Origin of the sequence: Halorubrum marinum (genome assembly GCF_048381195.1) — an archaeon.
In the GTDB taxonomy this organism is placed as follows: Archaea; Halobacteriota; Halobacteria; order Halobacteriales; family Haloferacaceae; genus Halorubrum.
This window is the reverse complement of record NZ_JBLWMM010000004.1, coordinates 128,566-142,813: the sequence shown is the minus strand read 5'-3', so window position 1 is coordinate 142,813 and position 14,248 is coordinate 128,566. Positions and strand designations below refer to the sequence as shown.

General features: G+C 69.3%; 15 protein-coding genes. 9 read left to right on the top strand and 6 right to left on the bottom strand.

Going from position 1 to position 14,248, the window contains the following annotated elements; all coding sequences use genetic code 11:
- Nucleotides 1-42 precede the first annotated feature (42 nt).
- On the top strand, nt 43-813 hold the full coding sequence (locus tag ACNSN4_RS07155; RefSeq protein ID WP_418285111.1) for a CDP-alcohol phosphatidyltransferase family protein: 771 nt from the start codon (nt 43-45) through the stop codon (nt 811-813).
- 40 nt (nt 814-853) lie between these two features.
- On the opposite strand, the gene ACNSN4_RS07150 is transcribed toward ACNSN4_RS07155, so the two are convergent.
- A complete protein-coding gene (locus tag ACNSN4_RS07150) occupies nt 854-1,228 on the bottom strand; it encodes a DUF7475 family protein (RefSeq protein ID WP_418285110.1) in 375 nt (124 codons plus the stop codon).
- Nucleotides 1,229-1,444: 216 nt separating this feature from the next.
- Between ACNSN4_RS07150 and ACNSN4_RS07145 the strand changes: the two genes are divergently transcribed.
- From ACNSN4_RS07145 to ACNSN4_RS07130, 4 genes are read left to right on the top strand one after another with little or no spacing between them, the layout of a single operon-like run.
- Nucleotides 1,445-2,476 (top strand): zinc-dependent alcohol dehydrogenase, encoded by a 1,032-nt coding sequence (locus ACNSN4_RS07145; protein WP_418285109.1) that lies wholly within the window; start codon nt 1,445-1,447, stop codon nt 2,474-2,476.
- 51 nt (nt 2,477-2,527) lie between these two features.
- A complete protein-coding gene (locus ACNSN4_RS07140; protein ID WP_418285108.1) occupies nt 2,528-2,899 on the top strand; it encodes a 6-pyruvoyl trahydropterin synthase family protein in 372 nt (123 codons plus the stop codon).
- Nucleotides 2,899-4,014 (top strand): glycosyltransferase family 4 protein, encoded by a 1,116-nt coding sequence (locus ACNSN4_RS07135; protein WP_418285107.1) that lies wholly within the window; start codon nt 2,899-2,901, stop codon nt 4,012-4,014. The genes ACNSN4_RS07140 and ACNSN4_RS07135 overlap by 1 nt, the downstream gene beginning before the upstream one ends.
- Nucleotides 4,011-4,787: a class I SAM-dependent methyltransferase gene (locus ACNSN4_RS07130; RefSeq protein WP_418285106.1), complete on the top strand. Its 777-nt coding sequence runs from the start codon at nt 4,011-4,013 to the stop codon at nt 4,785-4,787. Before ACNSN4_RS07135 ends, ACNSN4_RS07130 begins: the two co-directional genes overlap by 4 nt.
- An 80-nt stretch (nt 4,788-4,867) precedes the next feature.
- Here ACNSN4_RS07130 and ACNSN4_RS07125 read toward each other — a convergent pair whose 3' ends face one another.
- Both ACNSN4_RS07125 and ACNSN4_RS07120 read right to left on the bottom strand, forming a co-directional pair.
- A complete protein-coding gene (locus ACNSN4_RS07125) occupies nt 4,868-5,053 on the bottom strand; it encodes a hypothetical protein (protein ID WP_418285105.1) in 186 nt (61 codons plus the stop codon).
- 51 nt (nt 5,054-5,104) lie between these two features.
- Complete coding sequence (locus ACNSN4_RS07120; protein WP_418285104.1) at nt 5,105-6,088, bottom strand: formyltetrahydrofolate deformylase; 984 nt, start codon at nt 6,086-6,088, stop codon at nt 5,105-5,107.
- Between the two features lie 178 nt (nt 6,089-6,266).
- Here ACNSN4_RS07120 and purS point away from each other — a divergent pair, with 178 nt between their 5' ends.
- Nucleotides 6,267-6,518: a phosphoribosylformylglycinamidine synthase subunit PurS gene (gene purS / locus ACNSN4_RS07115; RefSeq protein WP_418285103.1), complete on the top strand. Its 252-nt coding sequence runs from the start codon at nt 6,267-6,269 to the stop codon at nt 6,516-6,518.
- Between the two features lie 70 nt (nt 6,519-6,588).
- Nucleotides 6,589-7,266, top strand: a complete 678-nt coding sequence (purQ, locus tag ACNSN4_RS07110; protein WP_418285102.1) for a phosphoribosylformylglycinamidine synthase I — start codon at nt 6,589-6,591, stop codon at nt 7,264-7,266.
- A gap of 66 nt (nt 7,267-7,332) precedes the next feature.
- Here the strand turns inward: purQ and ACNSN4_RS07105 are convergent, their stop codons facing one another.
- The 3 genes from ACNSN4_RS07105 to ACNSN4_RS07095 are packed head-to-tail and all read right to left on the bottom strand — an operon-like array spanning nt 7,333 to nt 10,737.
- Entirely contained in the window at nt 7,333-8,142 is an 810-nt protein-coding gene (locus ACNSN4_RS07105) for a hypothetical protein (RefSeq protein ID WP_418285101.1), read from the bottom strand.
- A complete protein-coding gene (locus ACNSN4_RS07100; RefSeq protein WP_418285100.1) occupies nt 8,139-9,398 on the bottom strand; it encodes a DUF7350 domain-containing protein in 1,260 nt (419 codons plus the stop codon). Before ACNSN4_RS07100 ends, ACNSN4_RS07105 begins: the two co-directional genes overlap by 4 nt.
- 52 nt (nt 9,399-9,450) lie before the next feature.
- Entirely contained in the window at nt 9,451-10,737 is a 1,287-nt protein-coding gene (locus ACNSN4_RS07095; protein ID WP_418285099.1) for a DUF7405 family protein, read from the bottom strand.
- Between the two features lie 276 nt (nt 10,738-11,013).
- On the opposite strand from ACNSN4_RS07095, the gene ACNSN4_RS07090 reads away from it, so the two are divergent.
- Nucleotides 11,014-12,333, top strand: a complete 1,320-nt coding sequence (locus ACNSN4_RS07090; protein ID WP_418285098.1) for a cell surface protein — start codon at nt 11,014-11,016, stop codon at nt 12,331-12,333.
- 69 nt (nt 12,334-12,402) lie between these two features.
- On the top strand, nt 12,403-14,196 hold the full coding sequence (gene ilvD, locus ACNSN4_RS07085; protein ID WP_418285097.1) for a dihydroxy-acid dehydratase: 1,794 nt from the start codon (nt 12,403-12,405) through the stop codon (nt 14,194-14,196).
- Nucleotides 14,197-14,248: the final 52 nt, after the last annotated feature.

Here is a 14,248-nt window from a genome sequence, read left to right as displayed (position 1 = left end):
GCGACCGCAACACCGAACATCGTGCGTGCCGTTCGGTGACGTATGTCGCTCTGGGGAGAGACGTCGTCGACCGACCGATCGCGGATCAGGATGCGATTCCTCGCCGCCGTCGCGGTCGGAGCCCTCGGGGTCGCCGCCCTGTGGTCGCTTCTGGGAAGCGGATGGCTCCTCGGAGCGACCCCCGTGGGTCTCTACCTCGCGGCGTACGCCGGGGTCCACCTCCCGGCGAATCGATCGCCAAGCGGCTCCGGGATCCACCCGACGCTGGGCTCCGCGAACGCGGTCACGCTGTTCCGCGGGTGGCTCGTCGCCGTGCTCGCCGGGACGCTGTTGTCGTCGCCGGAGCCGTGGCTCCCCGCGAGCCTGTTCGTCGCGGCCGCGCTGTTGGACGCCGTCGACGGCGCGGTCGCCAGACGGACGCGAGAGACCGTGCTGGGGGCGCGGCTCGACGGCGCGACCGACGCCCTCGCGGTGCTCGTCGGCAGCGCCGTCGCGGTCGGGGCGGGCGCGCTTCCGGCGTGGTATCTCGCCGCTGGCGCCGTCTGGTACGCGTACAGCGGGTCGCTGTGGCTCCGGCGCCGCGGCGGCGACCCGATTTACGAGCTGCCGCCGAGCCGCGTGCGCCGAGCGATCGGGAGCGCCCAGTTCCTCGTTGTCGCGGTCGCGCTGCTGCCGGGAGCGGGAGGTCCGATTCTGACCGGGGGTGCCGCGGTCGCGCTCGCGGTCCTCCTCGCGAGCTTCGCCCGCGACTGGGCCGCGGCCACGGGTCGACTCGGACGAACCGAGCCGCCGGTCGCGGACCCCGGTCGCTAGGCCGAACGCACCGCTCTCACCGCTCGTATCCTCACCGCTCTCATCCTCCCCGTTCCCGACGGAAAAGCGCCGCGAGCACCACTACCAGCACGATCTGAGCGGCCTTATCCGCGATTTCGATCGGCGGAACCGGCGGCACGTCGTTGAACGCGTACCACATGACGATCTGTCCGGCAGTGAACGGGATTCCGAGCAGGTAGACGACGGTCCGGCGGTAATCGAGGACGACCGCCGCGATTCCGGCGGCGAACCCCGCGGTCGCGACGAGGAACGCCGTGCCGAACGTTCCGCCGATCTGCACGCCCAAATAGAGGTGGACGGCCCCGGTGACGGCCGCGGCCGCGATCCCGACCCAGTGGAGGGCGGTCAGCGACTCGACAGTCCCGGCGTCAGTCGTATCGTCAGCGAGAGCCATGGACACGCATACCACGGGTTCGCGACCCTTAGGTGTACCCGTCGGGGGCGTAGTCACGGGGAAACTGTCGCTTTGAGGCCCGTTACCCCGGGACCCTCGCCGCGGTGAGGTCGTCCCCACAGCGGTTCGCTGTCACCGAACATCCATTAGGCATCGGCCCGTGTGATCTGTTATGTCCTACCATCTCACCTCGGAGCCGCGAACGGAGGAGCGGTTGTGAGCGCGGGCGACGCCCGCGCGGTCGAGTTCGCAGCGCCCCGCGACGTCGAGGTGATCGACATTCCCGTGCCGACTCCGGGGCCCGGCGAGGTCCTCGTCGAGACGACGCTGTCGGCGGTCAGCGCCGGGACGGAGCTGCTCGTCTACCGCGGCGACCTCGACCGGCAGACCGTCGCCGACGAGGAGCTCGCGGCGTTGAACGGCGACTTCTCGTACCCCCTCCGCTACGGCTACTCCGTCGTCGGCACCGTCGCCTCGGTCGGCGACGGAGTCGATCCGGTCTGGGAGGGGCGCACCGTGTTCGGGTTCAACCCCCACGAGAGCCACTTTCTCGCCGACCCGAACGACCTTCACCCCGTCCCCGATGGACTCACCCCGGAGACCGCCGCGCTGTTCGCGAACGCCGAGACCGCGGTCAACTTCGCGCTCGACGGCGCACCCAGAATCGGCGAGCGAGTCGCCGTCTTCGGACAGGGCGTCGTGGGGCTACTGACGACTGCCATAATCGCGCGCTCGGCGGCGGAGACGGTCGTCGCGGTCGAGCCTCGCGATCGTCGTCGGGAGTTGGCCGCCGACCTCGGCGCCGACCGGACCGTCGATCCGACCGACGTCGACGCGGCTGGTGTCGTCCGAGACCTCACCGGTGGCGCCGACCTCGCCGTAGAGCTCAGCGGTCGGCCGGAGACGCTCGAAGTCGCCGTCGAGTCCACCCGCTTCGACGGGCGCGTGCTCGTCGGGTCGTGGTACGGGACGAAGCGCGCAGAGCTCGGGTTCGGCGACCACTTCCACCGCGACCGCGTCACCGTCACGAGCAGCCAAGTCTCCTCTATCGCTCCGGAGCTCCGCGGACGTTGGGACCGCGAGCGTCGCCGCGAGACCGCGTGGCGCGAGTTGGAGCGGCTGGCGACGGACCGCCGAATCGGGGATCGGCTCGTCACCGACCGCGTTCCCGTAGGCGACGCCCCCGCGGCGTATCGGCGGCTCGCAGCCGACGACGCGGACACCCTACAAGTGCTTTTCACGTACTGACCGCGACAAACGCGCCACACATCGACACACCAGACAGTCACCAGATCACACATGTACGCCGTCACCGTCTCCGAGTCGTTCGTCGCACAGCACTACCTGACCGTTCCGAACCCGCCGCCGGAGGAGGCGACGCTCCACTCGCACGCCTTCGAGGCCGAGGTGACGTTTCGCGGCCCCGAACTCGGCGAGTACGGTTACCTGCTCGACATCGATCTGGCGCGCGCCGAACTCGCCGAGGCGGTCGACGCGTACCGCGATGAGACGCTCAACGACCACTTGGAGGGGAACCCGAGCGTCGAGCGTCTCGCGCGGGCGATCTTCGACCGACTCGCCGACATCGACGCGCCGGCCGCCGAATCGCTGACGGTGGCCGTCAGCGAGGACGACAAGGCCGTCGTGCGCTACGCCGGGCCGCTGTCGTGATGCACGTCGGACTGGTGATCGCCGGTGACATCGACGACGGCTCCGGCGGCTTTTATTACGACCGCCGCCTCCGCGACCGGCTCCGCGACCGAGGCCACGAGGTGACGGTCGCCTCGCTCTCGTGGGAGTCGTATCCGCGCCAGCTCGCGGACGCGCTACGAGCGCGCCGAATCGCGACACAGCTCGACGCCATCGGCGCCGACGTCCTCGTCGAAGACGGTCTCGCGCATCCCTCGCTCGTCGCCGTCAACCCTCGCGTCGAGACGCCGACGGTGGCGCTGCTGCACATGATCGCGTCGCGAGCGCGAGCGGGGCTCGTCCGCTACGGAGTTCGGCAGATCGAGAGGCGGTTCCTCTCGACCGTCGACGCCGCGGTGTACAACGCCGAGGCGACGCGCCGCGCCGCCGAGGCGATGGGCGCACCGGAGCGGAGCGTGGTCGCGCCCCCGGCCGGAGACCGGTTCTCACCCGACGTCTCGACGGCGGCGATACGCGAGCGAGCGGCAGAGCGGCCCCTCGAAATCACGTTCCTCGGCAACGTCGTCGAACGGAAGGGGCTCGACGCGCTCGTCGAGGGGGTATCGCGGCTCGATCGCGGAAGCGAATCCGGCCGAAGCGACGGCGGCGGCCGAAGCGACACCGACGGCCGAAGCGTCGACTACCGCCTTACCGTCGTCGGCGACACGGACCGCGACCCGGCGTACGTCGACCGCGTTCGCGACGCGGCGGCCGACGCGGGAATCGCCGGGCGGATCCAGTTCACCGGCCGACTCGACGACGACGCGGTCGCGGATCGGCTCCGCGAGACCCACGTCTTGGCCGTCCCCTCCCGATACGAGCCGTTCGGCATGGTGTACCTAGAGGCGATGGGATTCGGCTGTGTGCCGCTGGCGACGACTGTGGGCGGGGCCGCCGAATTCGTCCGTGACGGCGAGTCGGGGTTCCTCGTGGCTCCCGAGGACGCGGACGCGATCGCGGACCGACTGCGGCGGCTCGCGGACCGCGAGCGACTGGCGGAGATGGGGACCGCCGCTCGGCAGGCATACGAGGCGTGGCCGACCTGGACGGAATCGATGGACGACGCGGTGGACTTCTTCGAGGAGGTGGCGCGATGACCGAGCCGGCCATCGACCACGCGACCTACCTCGACGCGAAGCGCGGGCTCGACGACCGCGCGCTGGACCGGGGCGTGCTCGACGCGTTCGCCGCGTCGCTTCCGCCGGACCCGACGATCCTCGAAGTCGGTGCGGGCACGGCGACGATGGTGCAGCGACTCCACGAGTGGGGCGTTATCGACAGTGGACGGTGGGTCGCCGTCGACGCCCACGCGGAAGCGCTGGCCGCGGGCGAAGCCCGCATCGGGGACGCGGTCGGCGACGTCGCCGTCGAGTTCCGCGTCGCGGACGCGTTCGAGTTCGCCGCTGAGGCCGATGTGACGTTCGACGCCGTGATCGGCTGCGCCTTCTTCGACGTCGTCGACGCCGCCCCCGCGGTCGAGACGCTTAAAAAGGCGGCACCGCTCGCGTACGCGCCGATAACGTACGACGGCGAGACGTCGCTATCGCCGTCCGACCCCGCAGACGACGCCGTCCTCGACGCGTATCACCGGCACATGCGCGAGTACCGTCCGGGCAGTCCGGAGGGTGCGTCGGCGCTGGCGGCGGCCGCGGACGCTGTCCTCGCCGAGGGGCCGTCGCCGTGGCGAATCGAACCACCGTACGAGAGCGGCGATCGAACCGTTCTCGCGCATCTGCTCGACACGATCGAGTCCGCGGTCGGTGAGACCGGATACGACGCGAGCGACTGGGCGACGCGACGACGAGAGGCGTTCCGCGACGGCGAACTCACGTACACGGCCGCCAACCGGGATCTGCTCGTTCGTTTATAAGCGAGATTCGCTCGCTTACACGGACCAGTCGCTGCCTTATCCGGATCAGTCGCTCGCATTCGGCTTCCGGACGGCACCACCTACGGCCTCGGCGGATTCGCGGGGATCACCTCGGGGAGCCCGTCGAGAATCCCGACCGTGTAGTGGAGGAACACGGCGAGTGCCGCGACAGACAACAGCAGGAGAAAGAGGAGGACCATCCGCTCGTCGCTGCGGACAATCGCTCTCGTGGCGGCTACGAACCGTGAATCGCGAGGAGCGCTCATCAATGCGTGGGACGGTTTTGTCTTTCGAATCGAGCCGCTAACGGGAGCCCATCAGTCGCTCCCGGCCGACGGGACCCGCGACCGCGACAGCGGCTCCCCGTCGACCGGCTCGTCGGGGTTGGCCTCGACGGCGGCCTGGCTCAGCCCGAGCTGCGCGTCGATGTCCGCGTCCTCCCGTACGTGGACCGTTCCGCGGTGGATCGCGATGGCGTCAGCGAGGTGGAGCCGGACCGCGTCGAGCAGGACGTCGGCTTCGAGGGGTTGCCCGCGTCGCTTGATCTCGCCGACACCGGCCCCTGCGGGGACGTCGAAGGCGCGCTGGGCGATCACCGGCCCCTGATCGAGGTCCGTCGTCACGTAGTGACTGGTGACGCCCGCGATTCGAACTCCGGCGTCTTTCGCCTGCCGGTACGCCTCTGCGCCGGGAAACGCCGGTAGCAAGGAGGGGTGGACGTTGATGATCCGGCCCTCGTACCGGAAGACGACCTCGGGCGAGAGGATCCGCATGTACCGCGCCAAGGCGATGAGGTCCACGTCGTACTCCGCGAGCAGGTCGAGCAGGCGCCCCTCGTCCGTGTTGCCGCTGCCGTCGCCCACGTCGTAGAAGGGCTTGTCGTAGCGCTCTGCGAGCGATCTGAGGTCGCCGCGGTTACCGATCACGACCGGAATCTCGGCCTCCTCGCCGTCGTCGGCCAGATCGCCCGCGGCCTCCGCCTCCAGTAGCGCTTCGGGGGCGTGCGTCTCCTTGGTGACCAGAAGCGCGATCCGCCGGGCGTCGCGGTCGCTCGGGAACCGAACTTGGATGTCGACGTCGAGCTCGCGGCCGAGCTCGGCGAGCGCGCGCCGGAGCTCGCCGCGTGACGTCTCCATCTCGGAGGCGTCGACGCGGGTCGTCATCCGGAAGACGCCCTCGCGGACCGCCTGATCGAGGTCCTCGATGTTGATTCCCCGCTCGAACAGCAGGGAGGTGACCCGCGCGATGAGTCCGGTCTTGTCTCCTCCGACGACCGTGATCTCGGTCAGTTCGCGGGTCATGCGACGATCACCTCCGATGGTTCGAACGGCTGCATACACCCACTCCAGAACGCGGAGGGGTTTGCCCCTTTCGCTCCGCGGCAGGCGTTTCTCTCACGATCGACCGATATCTATCCACGAATATGGATATAAAAGGCGTTCCAAAACCGTTTTTACACACGACTCCGCACTATCGATTATGACGGCATACACCGCGACGGTGACGGTGCGGCTGAAACGGGGCGTCCTCGACCCCGAGGCGGAGACGACCCAGCAGGCCCTCGAACGGCTCGGGTTCGAGCTCTCCGACCTCCGGTCGGCCGACCGGTTCGAGGTCGATCTCGACGCGGGAGACGCCGACGAGGCGGCCGAGCGCGCCACGGAGATGGCAGAGCGGCTGCTCGCGAATCCCACGATACACGACTACGACGTCGCGGTCGCCGAGGCATGACGGTCGCCGTCTCGACGACGCCGACCGGGACGGACGCGGACCGCGCGGCCGCCCACGCGAGGTGGTCGGCGTGACGGTCGCAGTCGTCCAATTCGGCGGATCCAACTGCGACCGCGACGCGGTCCGCGCGCTCGATCACCTCGGAATCGACGCCGAGCGAGTCTGGCACGAGGACGGACTCCCGGCCGACACCGACGGGATCGTCCTGCCCGGCGGCTTCTCGTACGGCGATTACCTCCGTGCCGGCGCGATGGCCGCACGCGCGCCAGTTATGCGGGAAGTCCGCGCCGCCGCCGACGAGGGCGTTCCCGTGCTCGGCGTCTGTAACGGCGCGCAGATCGGCTCCGAGTCCGGACTCACTCCCGGCGCGTTCACCACGAACGCCTCCGCGCGCTTCCAGTGTGAACCCGTTCAGCTCCGCGTCGAGCGCGCGGACACCCCGTGGACCGCCGCCTACGACGAGGGCGACGTGATCGAGGTGCCGATCGCCCACGGCGAGGGTCGCTTCGAGATCGGCGACGAGGCGTTCGAGGAACTCGTCGACGAGGACCGCGTGCTCTTCCGCTACTGCGACGCCGACGGGAACGTCACGGACGAGGCGAACCCCAACGGGTCGACCGGCAACGTCGCCGGCGTCCTCGGCGAGCGCGAGACGGTCGCGGTCCTGATGCCGCATCCCGAACGCGCGACGCTCCCGGATCTCGGTCGGAGCACCGACGGCGCGGGCGTCCTCGACGCGTTCGCGTAGCCTTCTTCACGCGCGACTCTCGGAGCGGGCGCACGACTCTCTGAGTAGGCGCGTAGCTCTCCCGAGCTACGTTCTCCGCCGTGCCGCGAGCGCGGCGACCCCGGCGATGGCGACCGTACCGGCGACGACGAGCGCGACAACGAGAGCGGTTGCGGACGTCCCCGAACTATCCGATTCCGAGTCGGTGGAGTCGTCCGCGAGGGTGACGCCCGGATCGTCGTCGCTGTCGCCGTCGTCGTCGCTGTCACCGCCGTTTTCAGCGTCGAGCGGCGCTCGGCGCTCACCGCCACCGTCGATAGAAATAACCAGCTCGCGGCTGGTCAACACGGGAAGCGGGAACTCCAGTAGCTCCGCCTCGGCGTCCTCGAACTGGACGACCGCGTCCGCGGGTTCGGCGTCCTCGTCGACCGCGAAGGTGATCGCCGCGGTCGGGGTGTCACCGATATCGCTCACACCACCGGCGGGCGGCTCTCGCGACTGCTCGACCGTGACGCGTCCGACGGGCTCGTCCTCATCGATCGTCGTCTCGTGGACGACCTCCGTCTCGTTCTCCTGGTACATCCACGGCCCGATATCCACGTCTGCCGCCGTCAGGAGGGCGCTGTCGTACGCGACGGTGTACCGCAACGAGCGGACGCCGTCGTCGTCGTACCCGCCCATCGCGGCGAGCGTCACGTCGACCGTCACTGTCCCGCCCGAGTCGGCCTCGACGTCCGCCGGCTCGAAGTCGAGGAGGCCGGGGTTGTCCGCGGCCGCTCCCGGCCCGGCGAATCCCGTCAGGAGTACGGCCGCGACGAGCGCGAGGACGGCGAGAGCCGCGGCGACTCCGAGAAGAGCGCGGGCGTTCGCGGTCCGGAATCGATCGTCGCCCGTCATTCGGGGATCGACACCTCCACGGGCGGCATGTCGATAAAGGCCGTCTCGTAGCCGGCGTGTCGCGACACCTGCGGCGGGGAGTCGAACCGGACCTCGACCGTGTCACCGGGCGAGAGCGACGCCGGAATTCCGTAGTGGAGGCCCAGTTCGTCGTCGAGCGTCTGAGTCAGGTTCCCTTCGACCGCACCGGCCACCGATATCGCCGTGTCGGCGAGCGGCACCGCGTTGTACGGTGTTCGCGGGCTGACGAGCAGGTAGTCGTCGCCGTCGGCGAGCCGAGATTCACGGAGAGACCGGACGACGACGCGGGCGTCGCCGGTCCGCGGCTCGCCCATCGCGACGCCCGGGTACTCCTCGGGAGCCGGGAGCCGCGAGTACGGCATCGTAATCTCCGTCTCGTCGTGATCGTCGGTCTCGCCGTCACCGTGGCCGCCGTCGTCTCCGTGACTCCCGTGGTCTGGGTCCATCGGTTCGATCGCGCCGAGCTGCCCCCACAGCTCCTCGTCGAAGTATCGGACGTCGTCGATGAGCCGTCGTCGAAGGGGCTCGTCGTACTCGAACTCGAACGTCGCGGTCGCCCCCTCCTCGAACCGCCCGTCGAACCCGCCCGTCTTCCGCGTCGCGATCGGAGTGAGCTCGATCTCGACGGTGTAAGTGCCGTCCCCCGGTAGCGGGACGTTGTCGCCGAAGTGGAACCCCATCGACTGCGAGAGCATCGGCCACGGGGCGCGCTGGTCGACCGCTTCGCCGTCTCGCGACACTCGGATCTGTGCGCCCGCGTCGACCGGGAGCACGGTTTCCGTCTCGGGATCCCACGGCGTGAACATCAGGTGGACTCCCCGTGAGGACTCGGGGAGCACCTCTTCGACGCGCTGACCGGTGACGAGCCAGAAGCGGTGCGGGTACGTGATCATCGGCGTCACCGCGAACTCGCCGACGCGCTGCGTCGGGAGGTGCTCCATCGCCTCGCGGTGGGTCGGCACGTACACGCCGTCGGGCGGGTTCTCGACCCGGGGGAGGTCGGGAAGCGTATTCGCTTCGTCGCCTCCGTCCGAGCGACCATCCGAGCCACCACCGTCGGCGTCGCTTCCGAGGCATCCCGCGAACCCAGTGAGTCCCGCGGTCGCGAGCGCTCCCCCGCCGACGGAGAGCAGCGCCCTCCGCGTCGTCGGAGCCGTGGTACGCGAGGCGTGGACGTCGTGACTGTCGGGAGACGGTGCGTTACGATCGCCGGTCGGGTCGAGTTGGCGTGTCATTGGTCGGGAACGGTGTGGTCGCGGTCCGATCGGTGAGGTTCCGGTAAGTACGTCATCGCGGGTCCGGGAGCGCGCGCGTCGAGCGCGGCGGGACGACGAAGTTCCCGCGCCGACGAACGAGGATGTACTGCAGGATCCCGTTATTCAGTCGCTGGCCGACCCCGCCCTCGGTGAGGTCCGCGCCGGTCATCGCGTTTCGCACGCGGACGAAGTCGTCGATGGTCCGCTGATACGCGATGAAGTGCACCCCGGGAGTGTCGCCGTCGACCGTGTTCACGTCGCGGCGGAGCAGCGGCGGCGTCCCGTCCGAATCCCGCGCTCGGGCCGCCTTCTGGGCGTGTCCGACGATACCACGGGTCCGCGCGTCCGCCTCGGCGTCTCCGGCAACCGCCGCCGCGCCGGTCGCGGCGCCGAGCGCCTCCCCGATGTCGCCGACGCCCTCGTCGGCGTGGTCGGGGCTGAACGTCTTCGCGACGCGCTGGTACCGCGAGTCCTGCTCGAACCACTGCCGGAGGTTCAGATCCATGGTCGAGACGTGTAGCGTCGCACCGCCCGCGAAGGGGCCCTCGCGGATCGTCACCCGGTCCTCCGGCGCTTGGCTCTCCGCGAACCCGGACCGGAACCCCATGAAAAAGGGGGCCTCGTCGGGGACCGACTCCGGAACTCCGGGGAGGTCGGCGTGATCCGCGGGCAACCCCGCGCCGACGAACCCGGTCCGTCGCGGCTCGGCCCGTTCGAACACCTCGTCGAGGGGTTCGGGGTCGAGTCCGTTGGGGTCCGCCTCGCCGAACAGCGCCCGTTCCGCTTCGAGCGCCACGGCGGGATCGTCGCTCGCGAGGTGAACGATCGCGTCGAACTCGTCGAATTCGGGCGATTCCATCGACGTGAGCGCCGTCGGCTCCGGAACCGGCGCGTCGACCCCGTCGGCTCCATCGACTCCGTCAACCCCGTCGACTCCGTCGTCCCCACCGAGTCGGTCGAAGTACGCGGACGAGTACCCGACGGTGAACAGGAGCCCGGTCGGATCGTGGTCGTACGCCGATTCGAGTCGCTCGAACGCGGATTCGACCTGCCGTCTGGATTCGTCGTCGGGCACCGTTCGAAGGCGAAGCGGGACCAGCACGCAGTGGTCCGGCGGAACGGGGTTGCCGTCGGCGTCCGTGGAGAGGACCGCGTTCCACGCGTGCTGCCGCTCGGGCCGATCCGACGGGTCGCCGCGGGGCACGTCGTCGCTGTCCCGCTCACCGAGGCACGCCGACAGCCCGGCGACACCGCCGGCGGCGACGGCCGCACGGAGATACGCGCGCCGCGACAGCGACTCGCGACGTGGGAGGGTCATACCGATCGGTGGCGCGGCACGGACAAGAGCCTACGCTTGGTTCGGAGGGTTGTTTCGACCGATGACGCCTGTTTCGCGTCTTGTTACGGATTCGTGCGGTTCACCGTCTCTCTCAACCGATTTTCGGGAAGAATGCGCCGTCGTAGGTAGCGGCTAATATTGTTCCATCCTATGACGCTAATCCGCCGAATTTGGCGCCCTAACGCGTTCATTCGGCTGTTTAGGACAGGTTGGATCGGTAGTGTTTAGGGTGCGTATCGCTCGGGTACAGTCAGGATGAACGAGACAACTCGCCGAACTTTCGTCGCCGGAGCGACGGCGGCAGGGATCGGCGCGCTCGCGGGCTGTGCAGACGAAGAGACGGACTCGACCGACGACGAGCCGGCTTCGACCGATGACGAGGCGGCTTCGGCCGACGACGAGACGGGCTCGACCGACGACGAGGCGGCCTCGACCTACGAGATCTGGGGTGCCGACCAGGGGACGAACACGATCTACATCCACCGACCGACCGACGACGGCGGCTTCGAGCAGGTCGACGAGATCGACACCGGAGCCGAGAACGGTGAGGTGCCGCACATGGTCGATTACACGTCCGACTACGAGTACGCCGCCGTCGCCTGCACCGCCGGTGCGCGCGTCCTCGTCTACCGAACTGAGGACCGAGAGCTGGTCGGAAACATCGAGACCGGTTCCGGTTCGCACTTCGCCGGCTTCTCGCCGGACGACGAGTACATCCACGTCGACGTGATCGGCGAGGAGAAGATCGTCCGCGTCGACGCCGACCTCGAGAACGAGACGTTCGAGCAGGTCGCGGAGATCGACGTCCGCGAGAACGAGACGATCCTCGACGCGGGGATAGAGTCGGGGGCGCCGATCTGTCACCAGTACGCACGGGACGGGCGCTCCTTCCACACGATGGGGCCGAGCTACTACGACGGCGCGCTCGTCGTGGTCGACCACGACGACTTCTCGGTCGACCGCGCGTACTCGCACGACGAGGTCCCGACGAACTGCGGCACCACCCCACATCCGACCGAGGAGAAGTTCTACCTCACCGCGGGGCTCCCGTCGGATCCCGACGCAGATCCCGAGGAGGACCCGTTCGCCGCAGAGGGCGTCGGTGACTTCTACGTGTACGACACGGCCGACGACGAGGTGACGACCGTCGATTCGACCGGCGGCGTCGACGCGCACGGCTTCTGGTTCACTCCCGACGGCGAGGAGCTGTGGGTGCTGAACCGCGAGACGAACGACGGGCTCATTCTCGATCCCGAGACGGACGAGGTGATCGAGGAGATCGACGCGTTCGGCCCGGAGCAGTCCGACGACCCGGCCGAGTCCGACGCGCCCGACATCATGTGGGCCTCGCCCGACGGCGAGTACATGTTCGTCACCCTCCGCGGACCGAACCCGCTCTCGGGCGACCCGCACGCCGCGACCGGCATCAACCCCGGCTACGCCGTGTTCGACATCGAGACGCGCGAGCGCGTCGACGTCGTTCAGCCCGACGGCGATAACCCCGACAGCGACTTCCACGGCGTCGGCGTTCGGCCCGTCGGGGAGTTCGACGGGTTCACGTCGCCGCCGTACTGAGCGCGATTCCCTCGAAGCAACCCTTGTTTCGTCACGTCCGTTTAAGACCCCCGAGCGACAGGTCTAGGTATGAGCGAACAGCAGCCACGACCCGACGAGGAAGAAACACCTCGCCGAGGAGGGGACGACGCGGACCGATTTGCGGGCAAGAAGGACGCGAACCTTCGAAGCCGAGACGTGACCGAGGGCGCCGAGCGCGCGCCCCACCGCTCGATGTTCCGGGCGATGGGGTTCGACGATGAGGACCTCTCTTCGCCGATCGTCGGCGTGCCGAACCCGGCGGCCGACATCACGCCGTGTAACGTCCACCTCGACGACGTCGCCGACGCCGCGATCGACGGGATCGACGGCGCGGGCGGAATGCCGATCGAGTTCGGGACGATAACCATCTCCGACGCCATCTCGATGGGGACGGAGGGGATGAAGGCGAGTCTCATCTCCCGGGAGGTCATCGCCGACTCCGTCGAGCTCGTCTCGTTCGGCGAGCGGATGGACGCCTTGGTCACCGTCGCGGGCTGTGACAAGAACCTCCCCGGCATGCTGATGGCGTCGATCCGCACCGACCTCCCGAGCGTGTTCCTCTACGGCGGCTCGATCATGCCGGGGCAGCACGACGGCCGCGACGTGACGATCGTGCAGGTGTTCGAGGGCGTCGGCGCGTACGCCGAGGGCGACATGAGCGGCGACGAGCTCGACGAACTGGAGCGACACGCCTGTCCCGGAGCCGGCTCCTGCGGCGGCATGTTCACGGCGAACACGATGGCGTCGCTCTCGGAAGCGCTCGGGATGGCGCCGCTCGGCTCCGCGTCGCCGCCCGCGGAGGACGAGGAGCGCTACGCGGTCGCCGAACGCGCCGGCGAGCTCGTGCTCGACTGCCTCGCGAACGACCGGCGTCCCTCCGACATCCTCTCGCGGAAGTCCTTCGAGAACGCCATCGCCGTCCAGACCGCGATGGGCGGCTCGACGAACGCCGTCCTCCACCTGCTCGCGCTCGCCGCGGAGGCCGACGTCGACCTCGCGATCGGGGACTTCGACGAGATCTCGCGGCGCACGCCGAAGATCGCGAACCTCCAGCCCGGCGGGAGTCGCGTGATGAACGACCTCCACGAGATCGGCGGCGTCCCGGTCGTCCTCCGGCGCCTCCTCGAAGCCGACCTCCTCCACGGCGACGCGATGACCGTCACCGGGCGCACCCTCGCCGAGGAGATCGCCGAACTGGAGGCGAACGGCGAGCTCCCCGACGACGATGAGATCGAGGCGGACTTCCTCTACACCGTCGACGACCCCAAAGAGGCGGAAGGCGCGATCAAGATCCTCGACGGCAACCTCGCGCCCGACGGCGCCGTTTTAAAAGTGACCGGCGACGACGCCTTCTACCACGAGGGGCCGGCGCGCGTGTTCGAGCACGAGGAGGACGCGATGGAGTACGTCCAGTCCGGCGCGGTCGACTCCGGCGACGTGATCGTGATCCGCAACGAGGGGCCGACGGGCGGCCCCGGGATGCGTGAGATGCTCGGCGTCACCGCCGCCGTCGTCGGCGCGGGTCACGAGGAGGACGTCGCGCTACTCACCGACGGACGGTTCTCCGGGGCGACGCGCGGCCCGATGATCGGCCACGTCGCGCCGGAGGCCGCGAACGGCGGCCCGATCGGGCTCATCGAGGACGGCGACCACGTCACCGTGGACATCCCCGAGCGCGACCTCGCGGTCGACCTCTCCGACGAGGAGCTGGCCGAGCGGCGCGAGGCGTGGGAGCCGCCCGCGCCGCAGTACGAGGGCGGCGTCCTCGCGAAGTACGCTCGCGACTTCGCCTCGGCGGCCGACGGCGCGGTGACGAACCCGCGGCTCACGCGCGATTTATAAGCGCGAATCGCGCGGCGTTCATCTGTTATGAGGCATGAATGACCGCCGGTCG

Coding starts and splice junctions, on each gene's coding strand:
- ACNSN4_RS07155 (WP_418285111.1), top strand. CDS start 43: ATGTCGCTCTGGGGAGAGACGTCGTCGACCGACCGATCGCGGATCAGG.
- ACNSN4_RS07150 (WP_418285110.1), bottom strand. CDS start 1,228: ATGGCTCTCGCTGACGATACGACTGACGCCGGGACTGTCGAGTCGCTG.
- ACNSN4_RS07140 (WP_418285108.1), top strand. CDS start 2,528: ATGTACGCCGTCACCGTCTCCGAGTCGTTCGTCGCACAGCACTACCTG.
- ACNSN4_RS07135 (WP_418285107.1), top strand. CDS start 2,899: ATGCACGTCGGACTGGTGATCGCCGGTGACATCGACGACGGCTCCGGC.
- ACNSN4_RS07130 (WP_418285106.1), top strand. CDS start 4,011: ATGACCGAGCCGGCCATCGACCACGCGACCTACCTCGACGCGAAGCGC.
- ACNSN4_RS07125 (WP_418285105.1), bottom strand. CDS start 5,053: ATGAGCGCTCCTCGCGATTCACGGTTCGTAGCCGCCACGAGAGCGATT.
- ACNSN4_RS07120 (WP_418285104.1), bottom strand. CDS start 6,088: ATGACCCGCGAACTGACCGAGATCACGGTCGTCGGAGGAGACAAGACC.
- purS (WP_418285103.1), top strand. CDS start 6,267: ATGACGGCATACACCGCGACGGTGACGGTGCGGCTGAAACGGGGCGTC.
- ACNSN4_RS07105 (WP_418285101.1), bottom strand. CDS start 8,142: ATGACGGGCGACGATCGATTCCGGACCGCGAACGCCCGCGCTCTTCTC.
- ACNSN4_RS07100 (WP_418285100.1), bottom strand. CDS start 9,398: ATGACACGCCAACTCGACCCGACCGGCGATCGTAACGCACCGTCTCCC.
- ACNSN4_RS07095 (WP_418285099.1), bottom strand. CDS start 10,737: ATGACCCTCCCACGTCGCGAGTCGCTGTCGCGGCGCGCGTATCTCCGT.
- ACNSN4_RS07090 (WP_418285098.1), top strand. CDS start 11,014: ATGAACGAGACAACTCGCCGAACTTTCGTCGCCGGAGCGACGGCGGCA.
- ilvD (WP_418285097.1), top strand. CDS start 12,403: ATGAGCGAACAGCAGCCACGACCCGACGAGGAAGAAACACCTCGCCGA.